We start from the raw sequence: 21955 nt of genomic DNA, 5'->3' as shown, positions 1-21955 counted from the left end.
CGAAGCGAAGCAATCCATCGCGCAGCATAACCGAAGCATGGATTGCTTCGTCGCTTCGCTCCTCGCAATGACGGCGCGGATTACTCCAGCACCCTCGCCCGCATGTCGGCATCCGGCACGAAGCACGTCTCGTACTTCCCGAAGATCTTGTAGCGGTTGCGCGCGATGAGGCTGTAGACCGCATCGCGCAGCGGTTTTGGCACGCCGAACAGCACGCGGGTCCAGCCCCAGCCGGGGAGATGACTCAGCACCGTCAGGGCCGCGTCCGACTTCATCCAGGCGATGCCGCCGTGGACCACGGCGTTGGTGTCGGGGTCATCGGGGTCGATGCCGAAGGTCCTTGCCAGCCGGGTGCCGTAACCGGACTGGATCGGCGTGAAGCGGAAGCGGCGCGTCGTGTCGCGCGCGACGACGAAGCGGACCCAGCGCGAGCAGAAGATGCAGACGCCGTCATAGAGGATCACGTCGTCGTCAGGCCACTTGCTCATCGGTTGTCCAATATCAGCAGCGCGACCAGCATCAACACGATCGCAGGCCCGGTCTTCACCAGCGCGCCGAGCGGCTCGATCCAGAGATCTGGCGTCAGGATCGCAGATCCCGCCATGTAGCCGAGCGAGGCAATGATGCCCGCAACCAGACCGAACGCCGCGGTGCGGCGGAAGGCGATCAGCACACCGATGCTCATGTCCATCAGGCTGGTCAGCACCGTCACCGGCCCGACCAGGGCAGCCGGGAAATGGTGCGCGCTCAGCATGCCGGCGGCGGCGTCATAGGAGATGACCAGCGCGATGAAGCCGGACGCAACCCAGAACAGCACGAGGCTTGCGAAGATCAGCGCCTTGATCAGGAACAGCCGCGCGAACCATTTGTCCTGAATGGTCGCCGGGCGGCCGCCGACGGCCTGCGCGATCGTCTTCGGCACGATGCCGGTCGCTTCGATCCAGCCTGCGGGATCGCCGGTGACGCCGCGGCGCAGTTCGGCAATCGCATTGGAGCGCAGCGGCGGCATCCACCCCAAGCGGCTCGTGAGATCGCCGAGACGGGCGCCGAGATCGATCAGGAACGGCGGCGTCGGAAGTCGAAAATGTTTCGCCGTGCCGAACGACCAACGGAACCGGGCGATGACGCCGCCGAGCGAGATCGGCTGTGGCTGCATCAGATCCCATGTCACCGATCGCACCGCTTCATCAGTGACATCGCGCGCCGCAAGCCAGGCGATGGTGGCGGCGATATCCTCGACCGCGACCGGCTGAAACGGCGTCGCCGCCTCTTCCGCCGGCAGATCGACCGGCAGCGCCGCGAGCGCGCGCAGCATGGCGCTGCCGCCATAGGCCGACGGCGCGATGACAAAACCCGGGCGCAGGATCGCGTAGGCGAGGCCGGACGCCGCGATCAGCCGTTCGGCCTCGCGCTTGGTGGTGCTGAAGGCCGTGCGATCCTCTTCGGCGGTGCCGGGAATCGAAATGTGAACGAGACGGATGGCACGGTGGCTGTCCCTAACAGCCTGCAGCAGCCGCGCCACGAAGTCGCGATGCACCGCGCTTGTGTCGCTGCCCGGACCATCCTGCAGCACGCCGAGGCAGTTCACCACGACATCCACGTCGTGCGTGCGGACAAGCTGCGCCAGCGCGGCGGCATCCATCGACATCACGGGAAGTTCGAGGTCGGCCGCGCTCATCTTTTGCGCAGGCGTGAAATGCCGCGCGATTCCGATCACGTGAAAGCCGCGCGCCCGCAGATCGTCGGTGAGGTAGCGTCCGATCAGGCCGGATGCGCCGAGCACGAGGATGTTGTGTGATACATCGTCACTCATGGGAATAGGATCATGCTTCAAAACGGCTTCGCGATCATCAGCCACAGGATGATCATCACCGATCCGAAGCCGGGAATCCCGAACAGGAACCAGCGGCGAAACAGCACAAAGTAGCGCGGCGGCAGCGGCAGACTTTTTTCGGCGGCCGCCTGCGCGAGGTCGCGCATCTCGATCTGCATGAAGATGACGGGAACCCAGAACACGCCGGCCAGGGCGTAGAGCGCCAGCGAAACCAGCAGCCAGCGCTCGGTCAGGCTTGTCGCCGACAGCATCATCAATAGTCCGCCACTCACCGGCTGCAGCAGCACGGCGCTCAGCGTGAAGATCATGTCCGCGATCACGACGGTCGCCGCCGTGCGCGCGATGAAAGCCGCATCGTGCGTGCGATGCGCCGCCAGCATGAAGACGGCGATCCCGGTCCCGGTGCCGAGGATCACGATGGCGCCGAGCACATGCAGATATTTGATCAGGAAGTAGAGCGTCATTGCAGTCCGCTCGTGATCGAGCCGGTCGCGGTGCGCGCAAATACCGCCGCTGCCATAGGCCGGACGCGCGCGAAATTCCACTGCGGCGGCGCGCTCGACGCACCCCCGTCGCAATTGGATTCATTCGCAAATTCCGACACCGAATCAGCTCCGAACGGCGTTTTCCCGAATTGCGACATTGCCATAGAGAACTCGCGATCGACGCTTTGCACAGGCTAGGATCGGCGATTGGTCGCGCAAGCCGGGCGAGTGTCCTTTTTCGGTACAAGTTTTCATGACACTGATGCAAAAAATCCACAGGTTAACTGATAATTAACGATGGACCTTGAAGGCGGCCCTCCGACTTGCTTTGATTACGTCCATGAGCACAACGCTAATCGAGGTCCGGCCGGCCAAAGCTGCAGACGCAGCCTCGGTGGCGTCTACCCATGACGAAGCCTGGCGCTCGGCGTATCAGGGAATCATCCCCGGCGCCGAACTCGAAAAGCTGATCAATCGACGTGGCCCGCAGTGGTGGGACAGCGCCATCCGCAAGGGCAGCCGCGTCAGCGTGCTGGTGTTCGGCGACCGGATCGCGGGCTACGCCAATTACGGCCGCAACCGCGCCCGCAGCCTGCACTTCGAAGGCGAGATCTACGAGCTCTATCTGCGGCCGGAATTCCAGGGCCTCGGCTTCGGCCGGCGCCTGTTCGCCGCAGCTCGCCGCGACCTGCTGCAGAGCGGCCTGAAGACCATGGTGATCTGGGCGCTCTCCGACAACGAGCCGGCGACCGAGTTCTACCGCGCGCTGGGCGGCCGCATGGTGGCGCGCTCCTCGGAGCGGTTCGGGCCGAAGTCGCTCGACAAGGTCGCTTTCGCCTGGGCCAACTGAAAATCCCGCTTCTCTCGCAGCTGCAGCAAGGCTAAACAGCCTGAGCGTTTGCGCGCGACGGCCAGCCCGGCCCCAAGGCCGGGCCCGGTGCTGTTTTGCGGCCTGGCGGCGCCAACCAAAAAATCACATCGTTCTCAACTTCCAAAAGGCCACGCGGAGCAATCCATGCGTATCGACGCCATATCGATCGGAAAAAACCCGCCCCACGACGTCAACGTCATCATCGAGGTTGCCGTCGGCGGCGAGCCCATCAAGTACGAGATGGACAAGGAGGCCGGCACGCTGGTGGTGGACCGCTTCCTCTACACGCCGATGCGCTATCCCGGAAATTACGGCTTCATCCCGCATACGCTGTCGGGCGACGGCGATCCGTGCGACGTGCTGATCGTCAACACCCGCGCGATCGTGCCGGGCGCCGTGATGAGCGTCCGCGTGGTCGGCGTGCTCTTGATGGAGGACGAGGCCGGCGGTGACGAGAAGATCATCGCGGTGCCGTCGTCGAAGCTGACCCAGCGCTACGACAAGGTGCACAACTACAGCGACCTGCCCGACATCACGCTGCAGCAGATCCAGCACTTCTTCGAGCACTACAAGGATCTCGAGAAGGGCAAGTGGGTGAAGGTGCTGCGCTGGGGCGACGCCGAGGAAGCCCGCAAGCTGATCCTCGAAGGCATCGAGCGGGCGAAGAAGAAGTAGAAGGACCGAGGTCCGTCTGACTCCCCCGTCGTTGCGAGGAGCGTAGCGACGAAGCAATCCATGGTTCCGCGAACGTTGGGCGATGGATTGCTTCGCTTCGCTCGCAATGACGGCCGAGAGATTTTCCCGCTAACTCACACCGCCGGCGCCGGCAGGCCGGCAATCGCACAGGCGGCGCGCAGCGTGTTGACCAACAGGCACGCGACCGTCATCTGCCCGACGCCGCCGGGCACCGGCGTGATCGCGCCGGCGACGCCAAGCGCTTCCTGGAACGCGACGTCGCCGACCAGCTTCGGCTTGCCGCCGTCGACCGGAATGCGGTTGATGCCGACATCGATCACGGTCGCGCCCGGCTTCAGCCAGTCGCCGCGCACCATCTCGGGCTTGCCGACCGCGGCATAGACCAGATCGGCCTGGGCGCAGAGCTTCGGCAGATCGCGCGAGCGCGAATGCGCGATCGTCACCGTCGCATTCTCGTTCAGCAGCAATTGCACCAGGGGACGGCCGACCAGATTGGAGCGGCCGATCACGATCGCATTCATGCCCTCGAGCGAGGCATGCACGCTCTTGGTCAGGATGATGCAGCCGAGCGGCGTGCAGGGCGACAGCGCGGCGAGGCCGCCGGCGAGCCGGCCGGCATTGTTCGGATGCAGGCCGTCGACATCCTTGGCCGGGTCGATCGCGTTGATGATGGTTTCGGTGTGCAGCGTTTTCGGCAACGGCAGCTGCACCAGGATGCCATGCACCTTCGGATCGCGGTTGAGCTGTGCGATCAGCGCCAGCAGATCGGCCTGCGACACGTCCTCCGGCAGCTTGTGCTCGAACGAGGCCATGCCGGCGGCCTGGGTCTGGGTGTGCTTGCTGCGAACATAGACCTCGCTGGCCGGATCATGGCCGACCAGCACGACCGCGAGCCCCGGCGTGAGCGCATGGTCGCGCTTGACGCGGGCGACCTCGTCGGCGACGCGGGCTCTGAGCTCGGCGGCGATGGCTTTTCCGTCGATGATGCGGGCAGTCATGTCAATCCTTCGTTTCCTGGTTCGGCTTGGCCGCCGTCAACTTCCGCAAAGTTTCGCCGAGCCCCTTCGGGTCGCCGTCGACCGCCACCTGCTTCAGCCGCGAGGTGGCTCCGGACAACAGCTTCACCCTGGCCTTGGGCACGCCGAGCGCCTTGGCCAGCAGCTCGGTCACCGCGCGGTTGGCCTCTCCGCCCTCGGCAATGGCACGCACCCGCACTTTCACCACCGAACGGCCGTTGGCCAGCGTCTCGATCCCGTCGATGTCGTCGCGGCCGCCGCGCGGGGTCACGCGCAACGCGATGCTGATGCCCTCGCTGGAGTAACGCCAGGGATCCATCGGCCCTCGCGCAGGATCAGATCACGTTGGGATAGATGTAGTAGGCGATCACCCGCTGGATGAACATGATGATCAGGATCACGATGATCGGCGAGATATCGAGCCCGCCCAGATTCGGCATCACGTTGCGAATCGGCCGCAGCACCGGCTCGGTGATCCGGTACAGGAACTCGGCCACCGCGGAGACGAACTGGTTGCGCGTGTTGACGACGTTGAAAGCCACCAGCCAGGACAGGATGGCGGAGGCGATCAAGAGCCAGACATAGAGGTCGAGGACGATGATGACGATGTCGAGAACAGCGCGCATATGATGGGGGCTCGCGGGTGGGACGACCAAATGAAGCGCAACGAGACCGGACTGGGCCAACAGCGCGCTTCTTGTTGAGCAGGATCTTTTCGGAAAACCGCGACGCACTTTTTGCTGGCGCGGCCCGCCGGGTCCGGATCATGCTCTAAATATCGGTTCATCCCCCCGCAAACAAGGGAAGTTCCCGGCGGGAAAGGCCGAAAACCGTCGTTTCAGCGTTCTTGACTTGGCCTTGGGCGGGACTGTAAATGGCGCCCGACTGACGGCCGGGATACTCAGCAACACCCGGCCGCAATGGGGCCATAGCTCAGCTGGGAGAGCGCGTCGTTCGCAATGACGAGGTCGGCGGTTCGATCCCGCCTGGCTCCACCACGCTTCGCCCTTCGGGCGACGCGTGGCGCAGCCGCGCGAAGCCCGAAGGGCGAAGCGTGGTGTCCGGCGAAGCCCAAAGGGCGGAGACGGACCGGTTCACCACCAGGCTCCCTCCCCCTCACGTACCCGTAAACCTCGGCGGCCGCTTCTCAACAAAACTCGCCACGCCTTCCTTGAAATCATTGCCCTTCAGCGCGATCTGCATCTCGCGGTTGGCATCGATGGTGGCCTCTGCCAGCGTCTGGAACGGCACGTCGTAGACTTGGCGCTTGATCACGGCGATCGCGCTCGGCGAGACGAAATCGGCGAGATCGCGCGCATACGCATAGGTCTCCTCGCGCAGCTTCTCCGGCGAAGCGAGCCGGTTGACGAGGCCGATGCGCAGCGCCTCCGCAGCCGACACGCGCCGTGCCGACATCAAAAGATCGAGCGCATTGGCGTGACCTATGATGCGCGGCAGCATCCAGCTGATGCCGTGCTCGGCGATCAGGCCGCGCCGTGCGAAGGCTGTGGTGAACACCGCGCTGTCGGCCGCGAAGCGCAGATCGCAATACAGCGCGTGGACCAGGCCGATGCCGGCGGTGGCGCCGTTGAGCATCGCGATCACCGGCTTCTTGATCGCAGGGTAATAGGCGTAGCGGGTCTGCCAGTCGGCGCGCCGGTTCATGTCGAACGGAATGCTCTCGCCGCGCCGGACCTCGTTGGGATCGATCCCCTGCAGCGCTTCCATGTCGGCGCCGGCGCAGAAACCGCGCCCCGCGCCGGTCAGCACAATGACGCGAACATTGTCGTCGTTCGCTGCAGTCTCCATCGCGTGGCGCACGTCGCGCTCCATGATCGCGGTCCACGCATTCATGCGGTCGGGGCGGTTGAGCGTGATGGTCGCGATCCGCTCGCTGACCTCATAGAGGATGTGTTGGTAGCTCACGGCGATCTCCCTGTGCTGTGTTTGTTTTGTTGTCTTGTGTTCGCGCGACCACGCGACGGCGCGCGCAGCCTGTACGAGATTAGCACGGAAGCGAAAATGAAAAGCCGTGTCGACTGCGGCGCGAAATTCCGCGCGGCGGCTATTCGGCGGCCTGCAGCATCACCGGCCGCGGCACGCGCGCGATCCAGCCGTCGACGAAATGCTTCAGCCAGGCGCGCTCGGCGGCATCGTGCACGGCACGCTCGGCGAAGTGCAGATGGCCCGGCTGCGCGCCCGGCGAATCCATTCGCGCGCAGCCGCGCGTGGTCCAGCGATGCATCATCGCGTAGGTCACGTCGGGATGGAATTGCAGGCCGAAGGCGTTGCCGATCCGGAACGCCTGCACCGGAAAATCATCGCCTGCCGCGAGCAGGTCCGCGCCGGCGGGCAATTGAAAGCCCTCGCCATGCCAGTGATAGACCCGCGCCGGCCAGTCCGGGCACAACGCGCGGCCCGCCGCCGTCGGCCTGATCGGGTAATAGCCGACCTCGACGCGACCTTGCGGATGCGGCGCGACCTTGGCGCCGAGTTGCCGCGCCAGCATCTGCGCGCCGAGGCAGATGCCGAGGAACGGGCGCTGCTCGCGCAGCGGGACTGAAATCCAGTCAATCTCGCGCCGCACATAGTCGTCGGGATCGTTGGCGCTCATCGGGCCGCCGAAGATCACCGCGCCGGCATGCGCGTCGAGCGTATCGGGCAGCGCGTCGCCGAAACGCGGACGGCGGATGTCGAGGGGGTAGCCGAGCGCGCGCAGGGCATTGCCGATCCGGCCGGGTGTCGACGTCTCCTGGTGCAGCACGACCAGCACCGGCCGCAGCGAAGCCTGATCCCGGATTCGATCCTCGGGCGTGACCGCGGCCGGCCTTCGGCTCACGAAGGGCACCACGACACGGCTCTGGTCAGACCGGAACGACATTGCCTCTGCTTGAAGGTTTGGCCTCTGCTTAAAGTTTCGGCACGTAAGGCACGATCATAGCTAAGTGGTCGTTAACATCGTGTGAGTTTGCGCACACCCGTGCGAAGCAATTCGCGGGCCAGATACAGGCTTAACGGCGATCCGGGGGAAGCTAGCGCTTGCGCAGCTGAAAACCGCCGACCGCGGTCAGGATGAAGGAGCGCGGAAACAGCCGGAGCAGAAACGGCACCAGCTTGATGAAGGCGCCGGGCAGCACGGCGCGCTTGTTGGCCATCAGGCCGCGGTAGGCCTGCCGGGCGACCTCGGCCGGCGCGACGTTGAGGATGGCGGAATCGAAGCCGGGGGCAAAGCCGGCGCGGTCCTGGAATTCGGACGGCACGGGACCCGGGCAAACCACGGTGACGCGCACGCCCTTCGGCGCCAGCTCACACCGCAGCGCCTCGGAAAACGACAGCACATAGGCCTTGCTGGCATAGTACACGGCCATGCCGGGGCCCGGCAGGAATCCGGCGATCGAGCCGAGATTGAGGATGCCGCCGCGGTTGCGGATCAGCTGGTCGGCGAAGCGCAACGTCAGGTCGGTCAGCGCGCGGATATTGAGATTGATAATGTCGAGCTGTTCGGCGCGGTCGCGCTCCACGGCAAGGCCGAACAGGCCGAAACCGGCATTATTGACGAGATATTCGACCTCGACCCCGGCTTCGGTCAGGGCCTGCGCGATCCGGTCGCCCGCATCGGCCTGCTGCAGATCGCAGGGAATCACGATCGGCGCCGCGCCACCCTTGGCGCCGAGCTCGTCGGCGAGCGTTGTCAGGCGATCGGCGCGCCGCGCCACCAGCGCCACGCGGTGACCATTCGATGCAAACACGCGCGCCAGTTCGGTGCCTATGCCCGCCGATGCCCCGGTTATCAGCGTCACACGCTCAGTCACGTTTCAGACTCTTACTGCAAATTCTAGTGAAGTCCCCAGCGGGGCGACGAGAGCATAGGCATGCGGTGTGACGCAAGCCGCGTATGGGCTTGTGGATAGCGGCAGGACGCTGGTTTCGCGACGAAACGACCAATTTTCAGTCGGATCGCTCACAATCGCGGCTGACATTAAAATTTCGTTATCCGCCATGCCGGTAGGGGGCGTCCGCCTGTCAGGCAGCCGTGTCAGCCGTGCCCCAGGGGCCCTTTGGCAGCTCCGCCTGCTTCTCGGCGACCCGGTGCTTGAGATCGATGCGGTCGCGTGAGGAAATGCCGAGCAGATCGGCAGCGCGCCAGACCACATTGTCCTCGAACTCGCTGACCTGGCCGTCGGCATAGACAAGCTCCCACATCATCTCGACGATGCGCAGCCGTCCCTCCTCATTCACCGAGCGCATGATCACGCTGGTAAAGTGATAGAGATCCACCGCCTCGCCCTCGACGCGCATCGCGGAGGCAATCAACCTGTCGGCGGTGCCGGGATCGAGGCGGAAACGGCTCTCGATCAGGCTGTGCAGCTTGAGCTTTTCGGCCGGCGTCGGCTCGCCATCGAGCGACACGACATGCACCAGGAGCGCAGTCGCCGCCAGACGATAATCGCTGTCGTCGAAGCTGCGGTCGGCCTGTGCATCGGGGGAGACGATATCGGCAATGAATTGGCGGAGTCCGTCGAGCATCGCTCTCTCTGTGGGATGAAGCCTGGAAGCTTGATTTGAGCATCGGTCCGGGACACTTCCGGATCATGCGCCGTTGAAATCTATATGGCGTGGAAACAGAGCCGACGCAATCCGCGCGGGTTCCCGCTGCGGCATTACGTTTCAGCAAGCATTACGTGTCGGCAATATGACTACGGTATCTCGTACACCACGAGCTTGTCGGCAATGCCGCGCAGCGCCGCTTCCTTCTGGATCGGCTTGATCGCGGCGCGATCGAGGATGCCGGCGACCTCTGCGGATTCCATGACCGGCTGGGTCAAATGGATTTCCTGCGACGTCGACAGGCTCTGCACCCTGGCTGCGATATTCACGGTCTGTCCGAAGTAATCCTGCCGCTCGTTGAGCGTCACCGCGAGGCACGGCCCCTCATGGATGCCGATCTTGACGACCAGGTCTTCCTTGCCGCGCTCGGTGTTGAGCTGCTTCATCGCGGCCCGCATGCGCAGGCCCGCCGACAATGCATGCTCGGGCCGGATGAAGGTCGCCATCACGGCATCGCCGATCGTCTTCACGACGGCGCCGTGCTCGGAGGCGATGATCTCGAGCAAAGCGTGGAAATGCGCGCGCACCAGATCGAACGCGGCGAGATCGCCAACCCGCTCATAGAGCGCGGTCGAGCCCTTCAGATCGGTGAACAGGAAGGTCAGCGCGGTGATCTTCAGCCGCTGGTCGACGGTGAGGTTGTCGGCCTTGAACACGTCGCGGAAAGTCTGGTTCGACAGCATCCGCTTCGCGGTGAGGATCGGCTTGCGCTTGCCGAGCAATTTGTGCAGCGGATCGCCCGCGATCCACACCGACGGCAGCACGCGGACGTCGGCGTGATTCTCCAGTGCGAGTCGCAGCGGCCCCGGCCGCATCGTCGAGGTGCCGGTCGGCGCATGCGACTTGTTGAACGCGATCGAGAACTGCTGACGCTCGGTGGTCGGCTCGCCCTCGACGGCAAAGAAGTGCGCCGAATGCGTCACCGGCTCGAACACGATGACGAATTGATTGGGCAGATTGAGCGACAGGATCGCCTTTTCGCCGGGCGGCAGTTCGAGCCCCTCCAGCGTGACCTCGTTGATCAGGGTCGACACCGAGCTCTCGTCGAACTCGATCCCTGAACTCCAGAATATCTGCCGGAAATATTCCCAGATCGGCAGCGTGTTGGGATCGTGCGCGGCGATGTGACGGACCCGCGGGCTGACGGTGAAGGCCACCTCGACCAGCTCGTCGACGGAAGCCTCGTAGCCGGCCGCGCACAGCGCGCAATTGTAGTCGTCATGGCGCAGCGACTTCAGCGTGGTGTGGGCGTCGAGGACGCCGCCGCAGCCCGGACACAGCACGTTCCAGCTCATGTCGAACAGGCCGAGCCGGGAGGCATGCAGGAAGCCGGAGATCACCTTCTCCTGGTCGAGCCCGGTACGGCGCGAGAAATCCAGAACGTTGATGCGATTGAGCTCGCGATCGTGGCCATCGGCGATCAGCTGCTGCATGGCGTCGACGACGGCCGGATCGGCCGTCTGCCTGAGGACTGCGAAGTGGGCTTGCGTATCGCTCATGGTGAGCCCCTAAATGAGCATTGAGACACAGCCGCGCAAGGTCAGCGCGGCTTGATCGTGAACACCGGGGAGCGGTTCGGCTGTGTCGTCACCACGCCGATCGGAAGCACCGGCTCGTTGTCCGCCAGCGCGACGCGGAACGCGCCGATGATCTTCGCAAGCGCGAGCGTCGCCTCGACCAGCGCGAAATGCGCGCCGATGCAGACCCGCGCACCGACACCGAACGGCAGATAGGCGAAGCGATCGGGCGGCGCCTCCGTCATGAAACGCTGCGGCACGAACGCGTTAGGATCGCGCCACAGCTTTTCATGCCGGTGCAGCAGCCATGGCGCGATCAGGATTACGTCATGCTTCCTGACCGGACGGCCCGCAATGGTGTCGGGGCCGGCTGCCGCACGCGCGATCAGGAACGCCGGCGGATAAAGCCGCATGGTTTCGTCGACCACCGCGCGGGTGAATTTCAACCGCTCGATGTCGAGCGCGCCTGACGCCGTCACGCTCCTGACTTCTGCCGCCAACTGTTCCTGGGTCTCGGGATCGAGCGCCAGCAGGTAGAGCGCCCAGAACAGCGCGGTCGCGGTCGTCTCATGGCCGGCCAGGATCATGGTCGCGACCTGGTCACCGAGCTGGGCGTCGGAGAAGGCCTGGCCGGTCTCGGGATCGCGCGCGGCACCCATCAGGTCGAACAGGTCGCGGGCCGGCGCGTTGTCATCCTTGCCGGCGGCGCGGCGCTCGGCCATCAGCATGCCGATGAACGCGGTCCAGCGCTTGCGGAAGCGGGCGCGCCGGAAATCCTGGGGGGTCGGCCAGCTCAACGGCAGCACCAAATCCAGCATGTGCGGCCGCGCCAGCGTGTCGCCATACTCCATCACGAAGTCGCGCAGTGCGGCGCCGTGGCGATCCATGCCGAACGAGAACATGGTGCGGCCGGCGATCTCCAACGTCATGCGCTGCATGACCTCGCGCAGATCGACCGGGCCGCCGCTCGCGGCCTTCAGCTTGGCGATGGTCTCGTCGACCGCCGCGATCATGTACGGCACCAGCGTCGTCACCGCGCGCGGCGTGAACGCCGGCGCCAGCGTGCGGCGCTGATGTTTCCACGCGCGGCCCTCGGCGATCAGCAATCCCTCGCCCAGCATCGGACGCAGCACGCGAAGGCCGGCGGGCGTGCGGGTGTAGTTCTCGTAATTGTCGACCAGCACATGGCGGATCGCGTCCGGCGTATTGAGGATGAAGCTCGAGTGGTTGAAGAAGCGGCCCTGGACGATGTCGTCCTCATAGGCGCGCCGGCCCCAGGTCTCGATCGGCGAGTTGCGCATCACCCGCATCCGCTGGAACGCGGTCATGTCGTCGGGCGCGCGCGGCGGCGCCGGCGGGACCAGGGGACGCCGCGTGACCGTGATGTCGTAGACTTCGGCTATGCTCATGGTCCTCGCTTCCTGCCTCACGCAACGGCCGATCCGGCCATGCGATCCCGGCGCCATGAAGGCGCGCGGACCCTGCACCAGACCTAATAAGTCAGCTCGGCGACTGCAATCCGATTCTCCGACGCCGGCGAGGCCCGCATCACGATGCGTTCCCCGTTGAAGATCGCGACCACCGGACGGCCGATATCGGCTGCGGCGAGCCGCAACGTCGTCACCGCATCCGTCGGCACGCCGGATTTGACATCGGCCGGTTCCTTGCCATCGAACAGCACGATATCGCGCGGTAGCCCGAAATAGCCGCGCGGCCGCGACATCAGCACGATGGCGCCCGCACCGGAATCGGCCGGCAACAGCGGCCGCGCCGCGCGCAGATGCACGACCTCGGAGGAGCGCGGAAACGGCGCGCGATAGATATGCGTCGTCACCGCATCCGGCGAGGTCAACACGAATTCGAGCGACCAGGATGGATCGACCTGCGCCGGCCCCCAGCGGCCGTCGGCACCGGTCTGCGAGCTGTGCAGCGGACCACCGAGGCGCTCGCCGGTTTCCGCCGACACGCGATAGATGTCGACAGTGGCGCCCGGCACCGGCCGGTTGGTCGGCACGCCGCCCGGCGTGCCGGTGACGAGGCCGCTCAGCCGCACCGTCGTCTCCGGCACGATCTCGATCCGCGACGGCTCGTGCCCTGCGATGAATTTGTAGATCTCGCGAAAGGCGCGCGGATGATACGCGGTCTCGCGATGGTCCACTGCGCCGAGCACAAGATTGGTCGCGCCTTTGAGCGCCGGACCTTCTGACGTGACATTGGTCGGCGTGCCCGGCTTGCCGATGAAGCGACCGTCGGCCTGCGCGTATTTGTCGAGGCCCTCGCTGCGCAAGGTCAGGAAGGCGGTGCCGGATGTCACCTCGCTGTCGCCGTCGTTCAGCCCGCGCAGGAACGGACCGCGCCCGTTGAACTCGTTGCCGAGCCCGTCGTCCCAGGCATACACACCGTGATTGGGTGTGCCGCACAATACCGCGTGGCTGACGTTGTCGCCGCTCCCGTTCTTGATGGCGTTGCGGATCGCATTGCCGCCGCGCGAATTTCCGACCAGCGCGATGCGCGTGGCACCCGTCTTCTGCTTCAGTTCCTTGATCGCCTCGGCGAGCTCGCGGCGCTGGTCCTCGGTCGAGGAGCGGCCCGCCTGCTCGACCTTGTCGTCCGTGCGCGCCAGCGGATCGGTGAAATTGATCGCGGCCATGCGCTCGCGCGGCACGCCGTTGGATTCCATCCGCCACAGCGTCGTCAGCCAGAGCGCGGCGTGATCGCCGTTGCCGTGTACGAACAGGATCGGCGGGATGTCGCTGGCCGCCGCCGGTTGCGCCAACGCCGGGACGCCGAGCCGGCCCGCCAGCAGCGACAGCGCGCCGGCCCCCTGCAACAATCTCCGCCGCGACAGCGCCATCGGTGCCCTTCCCCAAACCTTCCTCAGGTCTTTCAGTCCGTTAGCTGTGTCCTACCGCCGCCCAGGATGGCGTAATCGCTGGACAGGACACGCATTTCGCGGGCATCAGTGATGCAGCCGGAATCATTCGACAAGCCATTTCAACAAGCCATAGCAGGCCAACCGGAACCGGATATGACCGAACCGCGCGATCGATCCGACAGTATCACTGCGCCACTACGGCATTCAATCTTCAGGCGAATCTGGCTCGCCAGCCTGCTCTCCAATCTCGGCATCCTGATCCAGGGCGTCGGCGCCGCCTGGGCGATGACGCAGATGACCGCGGAGGCGGACAAGGTGGCGCTGGTGCAGACCGCGCTGATGCTGCCTGTCATGCTGATCTCGATGCCGGCCGGCGCCATCGCCGACATGCATGACCGCCGCATCGTCGCGCTGGTGTCGCTGGCGATCGCGCTCTCCGGCGCCACCACGCTGACGGTGCTGGCCTGGCTCAATCTGGTGACGCCGAACATCCTGCTGGCGCTGTGCTTCGTGGTCGGCAGCGGCATGGCGCTGTTCGGTCCGGCCTGGCAATCCTCGGTCAGCGAGCAGGTGCCGTCGGAGACGCTGCCCGCCGCGGTCGCGCTGAACGGCATCAGCTACAACATCGCGCGCAGCTTTGGACCCGCGATCGGCGGCATCGTGGTCGCCTCCGCCGGCGCCGTGGCGGCCTTTGCCGCCAACGCCGTGCTGTATCTGCCGCTGCTCGTCGTGCTGTTCCTGTGGAATCGCGTCAGCGAGCCGTCGCGTTTGCCACGTGAACGATTGAACCGCGCCATCGTCTCCGGCGTGCGCTACATCACCAATTCGCCGTCGATCAAGATCGTGCTGACCCGCACCATGGTGACCGGCATCATCGGCGGCTCGGTCTCGGCGCTGATGCCGCTGGTGGCGCGCGACCTGCTGCATGGCGGCGCCCAGACCTACGGCATCATGCTCGGCGCCTTCGGCATGGGCGCGGTGATCGGCGCGCTCAACATCAGCGAGATCCGCAGCCGGCTCAGCGGCGAAGCCGCGATCCGCGTCTGCGCGTTGACGATGGGCGCGGCAATCGCCGCGGTTGCGGTCAGCAAGCAGCCGGTGCTCACCGCTGCCGCGCTGGTGGTGGCCGGCGCGGTGTGGATGCTGGCGGTCGCACTGTTCAATATCGGCGTGCAGCTGTCGGCGCCGCGCTGGGTCGCCGGCCGCTCGCTGGCCGCCTTCCAGGCCTCGATCGCCGGCGGCATCGCGATCGGAAGCTGGTGCTGGGGCCGCATCACCGACCTCGGCGGCGTCGAGATGGCGCTGTTGATCTCCGCCGGGCTGATGCTGGCATCGCCGCTGCTCGGCATCTGGCTCCGGATGCCGCCGGTCGGCGCGCGCAACGAGGACGCGACCGATATGCTGGCCGATCCCGAGGTGCGGCTGCAACTGACCGGGCGCAGCGGGCCGCTGGTGGTCGAGATCGAATACCGGGTGGCCCAGGACAATGCCCGCGCCTTCCACAATGTGATGCAGGACGTGCAGCTCAGCCGCCAGCGCAACGGCGCCTATGGCTGGTCGATCGCGCGCGACATCGCCGATCCCGAATTGTGGACCGAGCGCTATCACTGTCCGACCTGGCTCGATTTCCTGCGCCAGCGCAACCGCGCCACCCAGATCGAGCGCGAGCTGCATCAGAAAGCGGCCGGCTTCCACATCGGCGCCGAGCCGATTCGCGTGCGCCGGATGCTGGAGCGTCCCTTCGGCTCGGTGCGCTGGAAGGACGAGACCCCGGACCGTGCCGCCAAGGAAGTGATCCCGGTGGTGGCGACCGCGGCGGGCAGCAGCACGTGACGAAGCGCGCGTTACTGCCCGTTGTCGGTGAGCGTCTGCTGGCAGGCCTTGCTGAGGCGGCTGCGATGCTCCTTCAGGCAGGCCAGCACGACCTGATCGCCCTCGCTGAGATGGGCGCGGCAGAACCGCGAGGCGTCGCGCGAGCAGGCATCGCGGCCCTGCTGCTGTGCCGAGGCGGCCGACGTCACCAGAACCAGCGGAACGACGGCGAACAGGAATCGGGTCATCTCTCAAAGCCTCTAAGGAATGCGACGCCGGTTATAGCGCTTTCAGCGCGGCGAAGAAGCTCGAAACGGCGGCGCGAACGGGCCGGTTCCGCCCGATTCGATGCGCTGCAAATCACTCGGCGGCGGCCCTGCGCTGCGCGGCGAGATCGCGGTCCATTACCACGCGGCAGCCGCTGCTCAGCTGGGAGCGATTCCTGACCATGCAGGCGGTGATCCTGGGGATGTTCGGGATCTCCGCGCTGCACAGGCGGAACGCATCGCCCGAGCACATCTGCTGCGCCTCGGCGCTGAACGCAAAGCTCGCGGTCGACGACAGCACGGAAACGCCGGCCGCAAAAGCCAACGCGAGGCCGGTACTGCGAACGCCACACCCAAGAACCTCACTCGTAAAGACGGTGGTCATGATCGGCTCCCATCGGCACCGCAAATGGCGGGCCCGTCGTTTGACGGGTCCGATCCTGCACGGGAGCGCACGGACCGACCGTGATGGTCATCACGTACGCGCAAACCGCACTTTTTCTTCCGCTTCCGGCGCCCTGTTGGGATCGCGTTAAGACCTTGTTGGCATTAATCGCTCGTTACGGCGGTGGCGTATCCTTGGGTTTCGAGAGAGTGTGTAGCGATGCGTAGTGCGTTGGGCCTGATGCTGGCCAGTGTTGTAGCGGCGATCGTGATCGCCGGCGTGTGGTTCTGGACCTCCTCGCCGCGTGCCGACGCGGCTGCTCCGCAGACAACGGCAGCAGCGAAGGCCGAGCCGCTTCCCGCGGCGGCGGCAAAGCAGGCTGCCAAGGACGATGTCGAGACGACGGCCGCGCTGTCGAAGCGCGCCGATGCCACCCAGGCGGCGGCTCCTGCCGCGGCGCCCGCACCGGCCCCGATGCCGGCTCCGGTCGCAGCCGCGCCGAAATGCGCCAATCCCGACGGGCTCGGCGTCAGCCGTACCGTCGTGGTCGACACCACGGGCGGCCCGGGCTTCGGCTTCCTGCAGTACAAGCAGTATGACTTCCTGACCGACCATGAGGTGGTACTGACCTTCGACGACGGTCCGTGGCCGACCACGCCCGCCGTGCTCAAGGCGCTGGCAGACGAGTGCACCAAGGCGGTGTTCTTCCCGATCGGCCTGCACACCACCTATCACCCGGACATCCTCCGGCAGGTCGCCGCCGCCGGCCACACCATCGGCGCCCACACCTGGTCGCATGCGCATCTGGCGAGCAAGAAGATCACCGAGCAGCAGGCCAAGGACGAGATCGAGAAGGGTTTTAGCGCGGTGAAGCTGGCGCTGGGTGCCAACCCCGCCCCGTTCTTCCGCTTCCCGGCGCTAGCGCACACCCCGGCGACCACAGCCTATCTCGGCAGCCGCAACATTGCGATGTTCTCGGTCGACGTCGACTCCAACGACTTCAAGTCGAAGAGTTCGGACGAGGTGATCAACAACGTGATGACCAAGCTCGACAAGGAGCACAAGGGCATCATCCTGATGCACGATCTGCAGAAGCACACCGCGCAGGCGCTGCCGACGCTGCTGCGCAAGCTGAAGGCGGGCGGCTACAAGGTGGTCTGGATGAAGGCCAAGACCCAGATCGAGACGCTGCCCGAATACGACGCGATGATGGCGAAGACCGAGAAGCCGATCGCAACGGGCCGGCCGATCGGCAACGTCGTGCAGACCGTCGCCGAGTAACGCAGCGAACGCATTCAACACGCCCAACGCAAGGCGCCCCCGGATCCGATCCGGGGGCGCCTTCGTTTTCTGATCGCAGCCACCTTCTGCTGGTCCGATACGGCCGGACGACCTTGAAGGCCTATGCGCCTTCCAGAGTGGAACCATTGCGCCCGGCGGCTGCGGCTCCGACCAAAATATCGAAAACAACCCCATGCAAAGTAACCGCCGGGTGCCGGCTGAACAAAGAACAACTGCGCCCAAGAGGGCATCACATTCTGCTGCTAAGCAATTGCAACCAAATAATTTTACTTTGGGCCGGATCAATATGCCAATAGTGCACCAATAAGCTCAACCTGTCGACAAGCCGGAAAGATCGTCGGGATCGCTATCCTAGGCTTGAGTGGTTCACCGGCGGGCGTGATCACGCTACCAATAGGAGTCTCGCGATTCGTTGAGCCGTCGGTGGAGCGTGGTAAATGCCTTTTGTCGCCCAATCGAGAGGAAGCCCATACACACAACGCAAGTTCCGATCGGTTCTGGCAGTATTGTCCAGTCAGTCGAACCAACCTCGATCAAGCCGAACGACAACATAGAGCGGGCGCTCGGTGCGCAGGAGCGCGAACGATACCGCTCAGACCTTCGCACGCTTTCTCCCGACAAGCTTGAGGCGCTCTAAGAGATCGAGTGTGTAGATGCGATGAAGGAAGTTCAACGAGACAAAGGTTCGCGTTTTTTGCCTTGCCTTAGGTGGCTGCCGATTTATCACTACCGGCGAACAAACCAGCTTGCTCTAATGACGTCGACTCCATGAGTAACAATCATTAAAACCCGGCTAAACCAGAAAAATTACCAAACTCCGCCAAGTTCGTGCAATCATGGAGACGCTAATTCATGATCACAGCGGCTTTGGTAAGAATGAGTTTAGACCTACGATTTTCTCGCTTACGATTTTCTTGCAGGCATCCACCATGCTCTCTCGTAGATCCTTTTTAGCGGCCACGCCCATCGCGATTGCAACAGCGCGGTCCTCACCCGCATCAGCGGCGAACGATGTCGCGCCATTGTTAGATCTGAACCTATTCGATCGAAATGCGGCAATCGAGCATGCGCGTTCGTTGAACGGTCAATTGCGCTACTTTTCGCATGAGGTTTTCGGGGACCCCGCGGGCATCATCATTGAAGACGCTTCAACAAACGGCGTGGAGGATGCCGATTATGCACGCTCAGGAGATTACCCGGCGGGCTGGCGGATGCCGTCAGATCTTTTTCCTGTAAACTGCACCGCAAAATTCATTAAACATGCCGAGGGTCGAGGCTCAATTCGTCTGCGGGGTGCTGATGGCGGAGATTTCTACGTAGCGCTTGGATCCACTGAACACTTCCCAGTTAGGCAAGGTGAAACTCTAACCGGGTCAATTTCGGTTCGCCTGGCGGATGGAGACCCCTCAATATTAAAGGGCGTTTCGTTGCTGATTGTAGAAGAAGGCGGCGAAGCTGCTTCAGGGAATCCGGTTTCGGCAATTGCACCGGTTCAACAACTACAGACCGACAGAGATTGGTGGGTGCAGGTTCAAGCAGTGGCGAGGTCAAGCGGCTATGCTACTCTCGCTATAAAGGTCACAACTGCGGCCAAATTTGATATCACGCTCGATTTGAACTTTCCCCAATTGGAGAAGCGACCGTGGCGATCTACATTCTGTGCTGTTTCACGTGCAATCAATGATGTTTCGCTTTCCACATCGATTGATTATCTCTCTCTATCGGAACGCTCCCTAGTTATCACTGCGGATGCTCCGAGGGCCGTGGCGAACGCTACACTGTGGAACGAGTACGGAAATGACGACAACAGTATTCAGATCCAGTTGCGGGAGAGAATTCTTTACGCAAAAGTCGTTTCTAAAGGTACGCCCACCGAGATTCGTCTGGGCGTTATTCCTCCGCTTATGCGGTTTTCGGTCTGTCTGGTTATCGCCGCCGAGGGCATCAGCGCATCGCTAAACGGCAAGCGACCGACGTTTGCCGCGTGCGTCGTACCAAAAGGACTAACGATAGCGAAGCTGGGAAGCGGCGCGAACGGCAGCTGGAATTCGACTATAGGTCAAATCACACTCTTCAAAGGACGTGTCTTCGATGCCGAGATCAAGAGTCGACGCTATCAAGCATTTTATGACGATTTCGATCGAGCGGATAGTCGCTCAATCGGTCGCTCCCCAACGGGTCAAATGATCGAAAGAACCGGAAGCATCGAGACTGCAATAGTCCAACGGAAGTGGGTGGCTGACACTGGTGGACTAGCGCTAACGTTTGCGGGTTATGGCAAAGTCACGTTAGCTAATCCGCCTCGTTACCTTGGCGCCGTTTTGAATTGGACTAAAGGAATCTCTGGCGGAGCCGCTGGCTTAATCGCGGCAACTAACAATCTCTTAGACCCAACGGATGCCTTGCATACGTTGGTTTCAGACCGGGAAGGTATTTTTCAAACGATTGCAAACTCCAAAGTGGAAACGGCACTTACAACTTTCATCTATCCGATCGCAATGAGCCGCGATAACGAGACAGCTTACGGCGTAGCATTTTTGATCAGCTCAAGAGAGGACGCGGTGGTATTTGTCGGCCCCCAAGGCGATTTAGCTCGTCATAAGGACCTGAGCTACGCAAAAAGGCTGGGAAAGACCGCGGTTTTTGAACACTATTGGCATATGAGCCAAGCTCGGCCCGAATTTCACGCAGTGGCTGCGAATTGAATTTGATGGCGTAGTTCCGATCAGCTTCCTTCGACCCAATCTTGGGAGGAAGGCGGCCTATCCGGTTGAACTCACAAATTCCGGCGTGTCTCGCAATGAGGAGGCAGAGGACCCACATGAACATTGGTATGATCGATTGCTCCAAAGCTGTAGTTTTGTGATGCCGGCTCTCACCCCCATTCCTCAGGTTTGCCCTTGGTTAGGGCAGGCTGAAGCTGCGGCTGCGGCTAGCGCGATCACTTCTAACTGGATAACAGAAGGGCCAAACTGCACCCAGTTCTCTGAACGCTTGCGAACTCTGATTGGAGTGCCCTTTGGAGTGTTCGCGCCAAACGGAACATTGGCGTTGTCACTAGCTATGATGGCGATTGGTATCGGTCCAGGTGATGAAGTATTGGTTCCCGACATCACATTTATCGGATCTGCAAATGCAGTGATTCTCCTTGGGGCAACTCCTATTTTCGTCGACGTTGAGCCGGAGACGTTTCAGATTGACTTAACTCACGCTCAGAGCCTGGTAAGCGGCTCTACGCGCGCGATCATGCCTGTACACCTGTACGGAGCCGCGTGCGACATGACATCCATCGTCGCGTTTGCCCGGCATCATAATATCTGTGTCGTCGAGGACGCGGCTCAAGGCATCGGCGTCTCCCACCGCGAGCGACATGTAGGTGGCATTGGCGATGTCGGATGTTTCTCTTTTTTTGCAGACAAGACCATAACAACTGGGGAAGGCGGTTTCGTTGTTTGCAAAGACGAACCGACGTACGACCGCTTACGTTATTTTCGAAACCAGGGCAGATTTACCGCAGGAACTTTTGAGCATCCAGCAATTGGGTATAATTTCCGGATTACCGACGTGCAGGCGGCGATTGGGCTCGTCCAACTGGACAAGCTTGACGAAATCATCCGTCGCAAACGCGCAATTCACGCTTGGTATGAGGCAGATTTGAAGGACATCGATGAGGTTCGGTTACTCGGTCCCGCGCCCCACGGAACGCATGTTCCATTTAGGTGCGTGTTAGTCGCCACTCGTGCGCGTGCTTTGATGGCCCACTTAGAAGCCTGCCAAGTGCAGTCGCGTAGTTTCTTTTATCCAATGCACAAGCAGCCTTGTTTCGCATCGTACTTCGCGGATAAAGATTCATCTCCTTCGTTGCGGGATGCCGACTATCCGAATTCGACCTACGGTTATGAACATGGGCTCTGTTTGCCCGTATATCCCACGTTGCTGCGTGAACAGGTAACGTACATAACCACTGAAATTGCCCGATTTTATCGCAAGGCCGCCTAGAGCATGATTGGTTCATGTTGAAGCGTATCCGGCGTTTGCGATGTAGTTGGCGCATTCCTGGGGCGTGAAGCAGTTGAGTAGAGCGCCGATGCGCATCCAGGTTGCTTCGACGGTTCGCTCGGCAGCTTTTCGGAGCAAGGTCTTGAGCTTGGCGAAGACCTGCTCGATCGGATTGAGATCCGGGCTGTAGGGCGGCAAGAAGAACAACTTTGCGCCGGCGGCGCGGATGGCGCGACGGACGGTCTTGCCTTTGTGACTGCCGAGGTTGTCGATGATGACAATGTCGCCA

22 protein-coding genes and 1 tRNA gene are annotated in these 21955 nt (G+C 63.1%); 7 read left to right on the top strand and 16 right to left on the bottom strand.

Going from position 1 to position 21955, the window contains the following annotated elements:
* Nucleotides 1–80: 80 nt before the first annotated feature.
* The 3 genes from AKN83_RS36755 to AKN83_RS36745 are packed head-to-tail and all read right to left on the bottom strand — an operon-like array spanning nucleotide 81 to nucleotide 2298.
* The gene (locus AKN83_RS36755) at nucleotides 81–488 is read right to left on the bottom strand and encodes a thiol-disulfide oxidoreductase DCC family protein (protein ID WP_050400794.1); all 408 of its coding nucleotides are present in this window, start codon (nucleotides 486–488) and stop codon (nucleotides 81–83) included.
* Nucleotides 485–1813, bottom strand: a complete 1329-nt coding sequence (locus tag AKN83_RS36750; protein WP_050400793.1) for an SDR family oxidoreductase — start codon at nucleotides 1811–1813, stop codon at nucleotides 485–487. Before AKN83_RS36750 ends, AKN83_RS36755 begins: the two co-directional genes overlap by 4 nt.
* Nucleotides 1814–1830: 17 nt before the next feature.
* Entirely contained in the window at nucleotides 1831–2298 is a 468-nt protein-coding gene (locus AKN83_RS36745; protein WP_050400792.1) for a DUF2269 family protein, read from the bottom strand.
* Between the two features lie 361 nt (nucleotides 2299–2659).
* On the opposite strand from AKN83_RS36745, the gene AKN83_RS36740 reads away from it, so the two are divergent.
* Both AKN83_RS36740 and ppa read left to right on the top strand, forming a co-directional pair.
* The gene (locus AKN83_RS36740) at nucleotides 2660–3169 is read left to right on the top strand and encodes a GNAT family N-acetyltransferase (RefSeq protein WP_050400790.1); all 510 of its coding nucleotides are present in this window, start codon (nucleotides 2660–2662) and stop codon (nucleotides 3167–3169) included.
* Nucleotides 3170–3334: 165 nt separating this feature from the next.
* Nucleotides 3335–3865, top strand: a complete 531-nt coding sequence (ppa, locus tag AKN83_RS36735) for an inorganic diphosphatase (RefSeq protein WP_024583161.1) — start codon at nucleotides 3335–3337, stop codon at nucleotides 3863–3865.
* 134 nt (nucleotides 3866–3999) lie between these two features.
* Here the strand turns inward: ppa and folD are convergent, their stop codons facing one another.
* From folD to AKN83_RS36720, 3 genes are read right to left on the bottom strand one after another with little or no spacing between them, the layout of a single operon-like run.
* On the bottom strand, nucleotides 4000–4884 hold the full coding sequence (folD, locus tag AKN83_RS36730; protein ID WP_050400789.1) for a bifunctional methylenetetrahydrofolate dehydrogenase/methenyltetrahydrofolate cyclohydrolase FolD: 885 nt from the start codon (nucleotides 4882–4884) through the stop codon (nucleotides 4000–4002).
* 1 nt (nucleotide 4885) lies between these two features.
* On the bottom strand, nucleotides 4886–5221 hold the full coding sequence (locus AKN83_RS36725) for a DUF167 domain-containing protein (protein ID WP_050400788.1): 336 nt from the start codon (nucleotides 5219–5221) through the stop codon (nucleotides 4886–4888).
* Between the two features lie 16 nt (nucleotides 5222–5237).
* A complete protein-coding gene (locus tag AKN83_RS36720; protein WP_021078230.1) occupies nucleotides 5238–5528 on the bottom strand; it encodes a YggT family protein in 291 nt (96 codons plus the stop codon).
* A 296-nt stretch (nucleotides 5529–5824) separates the two neighbouring features.
* On the opposite strand from AKN83_RS36720, the gene AKN83_RS36715 reads away from it, so the two are divergent.
* Nucleotides 5825–5900, top strand: a tRNA-Ala gene (locus tag AKN83_RS36715).
* 118 nt (nucleotides 5901–6018) lie between these two features.
* On the opposite strand, the gene AKN83_RS36710 is transcribed toward AKN83_RS36715, so the two are convergent.
* The 7 genes from AKN83_RS36710 to AKN83_RS36680 form a co-directional block, all read right to left on the bottom strand.
* Entirely contained in the window at nucleotides 6019–6828 is an 810-nt protein-coding gene (locus AKN83_RS36710) for an enoyl-CoA hydratase (RefSeq protein ID WP_050400787.1), read from the bottom strand.
* A gap of 139 nt (nucleotides 6829–6967) precedes the next feature.
* Nucleotides 6968–7783, bottom strand: a complete 816-nt coding sequence (locus tag AKN83_RS36705; RefSeq protein ID WP_050400786.1) for a glutamine amidotransferase — start codon at nucleotides 7781–7783, stop codon at nucleotides 6968–6970.
* Nucleotides 7784–7934: 151 nt separating this feature from the next.
* Nucleotides 7935–8714, bottom strand: coding sequence for an SDR family NAD(P)-dependent oxidoreductase (locus AKN83_RS36700; RefSeq protein WP_050400785.1), 780 nt, complete (start codon nucleotides 8712–8714; stop codon nucleotides 7935–7937).
* A gap of 211 nt (nucleotides 8715–8925) precedes the next feature.
* Nucleotides 8926–9429: a tellurite resistance TerB family protein gene (locus AKN83_RS36695; protein ID WP_050400784.1), complete on the bottom strand. Its 504-nt coding sequence runs from the start codon at nucleotides 9427–9429 to the stop codon at nucleotides 8926–8928.
* Nucleotides 9430–9599: 170 nt separating this feature from the next.
* Nucleotides 9600–11009, bottom strand: a complete 1410-nt coding sequence (locus AKN83_RS36690; RefSeq protein ID WP_050400783.1) for an adenylate/guanylate cyclase domain-containing protein — start codon at nucleotides 11007–11009, stop codon at nucleotides 9600–9602.
* Nucleotides 11010–11050: 41 nt separating this feature from the next.
* Nucleotides 11051–12436 carry a cytochrome P450 gene (locus AKN83_RS36685; RefSeq protein ID WP_050400804.1) on the bottom strand — a complete coding sequence of 462 codons (1386 nt, stop codon included), beginning with the start codon at nucleotides 12434–12436 and terminating at the stop codon, nucleotides 11051–11053.
* Nucleotides 12437–12519: 83 nt separating this feature from the next.
* Nucleotides 12520–13881, bottom strand: coding sequence for a hydrolase (locus tag AKN83_RS36680; RefSeq protein WP_050400782.1), 1362 nt, complete (start codon nucleotides 13879–13881; stop codon nucleotides 12520–12522).
* Between the two features lie 174 nt (nucleotides 13882–14055).
* Here AKN83_RS36680 and AKN83_RS36675 point away from each other — a divergent pair, with 174 nt between their 5' ends.
* The gene (locus tag AKN83_RS36675; protein ID WP_050400781.1) at nucleotides 14056–15735 is read left to right on the top strand and encodes an MFS transporter; all 1680 of its coding nucleotides are present in this window, start codon (nucleotides 14056–14058) and stop codon (nucleotides 15733–15735) included.
* 11 nt (nucleotides 15736–15746) lie between these two features.
* Here the strand turns inward: AKN83_RS36675 and AKN83_RS36670 are convergent, their stop codons facing one another.
* Together AKN83_RS36670 and AKN83_RS36665 are read right to left on the bottom strand one after the other, a co-directional pair.
* Nucleotides 15747–15962: a cysteine rich repeat-containing protein gene (locus tag AKN83_RS36670; protein ID WP_050400780.1), complete on the bottom strand. Its 216-nt coding sequence runs from the start codon at nucleotides 15960–15962 to the stop codon at nucleotides 15747–15749.
* Between the two features lie 112 nt (nucleotides 15963–16074).
* Nucleotides 16075–16365: a hypothetical protein gene (locus AKN83_RS36665; RefSeq protein ID WP_050400779.1), complete on the bottom strand. Its 291-nt coding sequence runs from the start codon at nucleotides 16363–16365 to the stop codon at nucleotides 16075–16077.
* A 219-nt stretch (nucleotides 16366–16584) separates the two neighbouring features.
* Here AKN83_RS36665 and AKN83_RS36660 point away from each other — a divergent pair, with 219 nt between their 5' ends.
* The 3 genes from AKN83_RS36660 (at nucleotide 16585) to AKN83_RS36655 (ending at nucleotide 21666) form a co-directional block, all read left to right on the top strand.
* Nucleotides 16585–17646, top strand: a complete 1062-nt coding sequence (locus tag AKN83_RS36660) for a polysaccharide deacetylase family protein (protein ID WP_050400778.1) — start codon at nucleotides 16585–16587, stop codon at nucleotides 17644–17646.
* An 857-nt stretch (nucleotides 17647–18503) separates the two neighbouring features.
* The gene (locus AKN83_RS40320) at nucleotides 18504–20372 is read left to right on the top strand and encodes a hypothetical protein (protein ID WP_157113753.1); all 1869 of its coding nucleotides are present in this window, start codon (nucleotides 18504–18506) and stop codon (nucleotides 20370–20372) included.
* 160 nt (nucleotides 20373–20532) lie between these two features.
* On the top strand, nucleotides 20533–21666 hold the full coding sequence (locus AKN83_RS36655) for a DegT/DnrJ/EryC1/StrS family aminotransferase (RefSeq protein WP_083992404.1): 1134 nt from the start codon (nucleotides 20533–20535) through the stop codon (nucleotides 21664–21666).
* A 12-nt stretch (nucleotides 21667–21678) separates the two neighbouring features.
* Here AKN83_RS36655 and AKN83_RS36650 read toward each other — a convergent pair.
* On the bottom strand, nucleotides 21679–21955 hold a 277-nt coding region (locus AKN83_RS36650), incomplete at its 5' end, for a transposase (protein ID WP_172803671.1).

It is taken from the genome of Bradyrhizobium embrapense (assembly GCF_001189235.2).
Lineage (GTDB): Bacteria > Pseudomonadota > Alphaproteobacteria > Rhizobiales > Xanthobacteraceae > Bradyrhizobium > Bradyrhizobium embrapense.
This window is presented reverse-complemented; position numbering and strand designations above follow the sequence as displayed.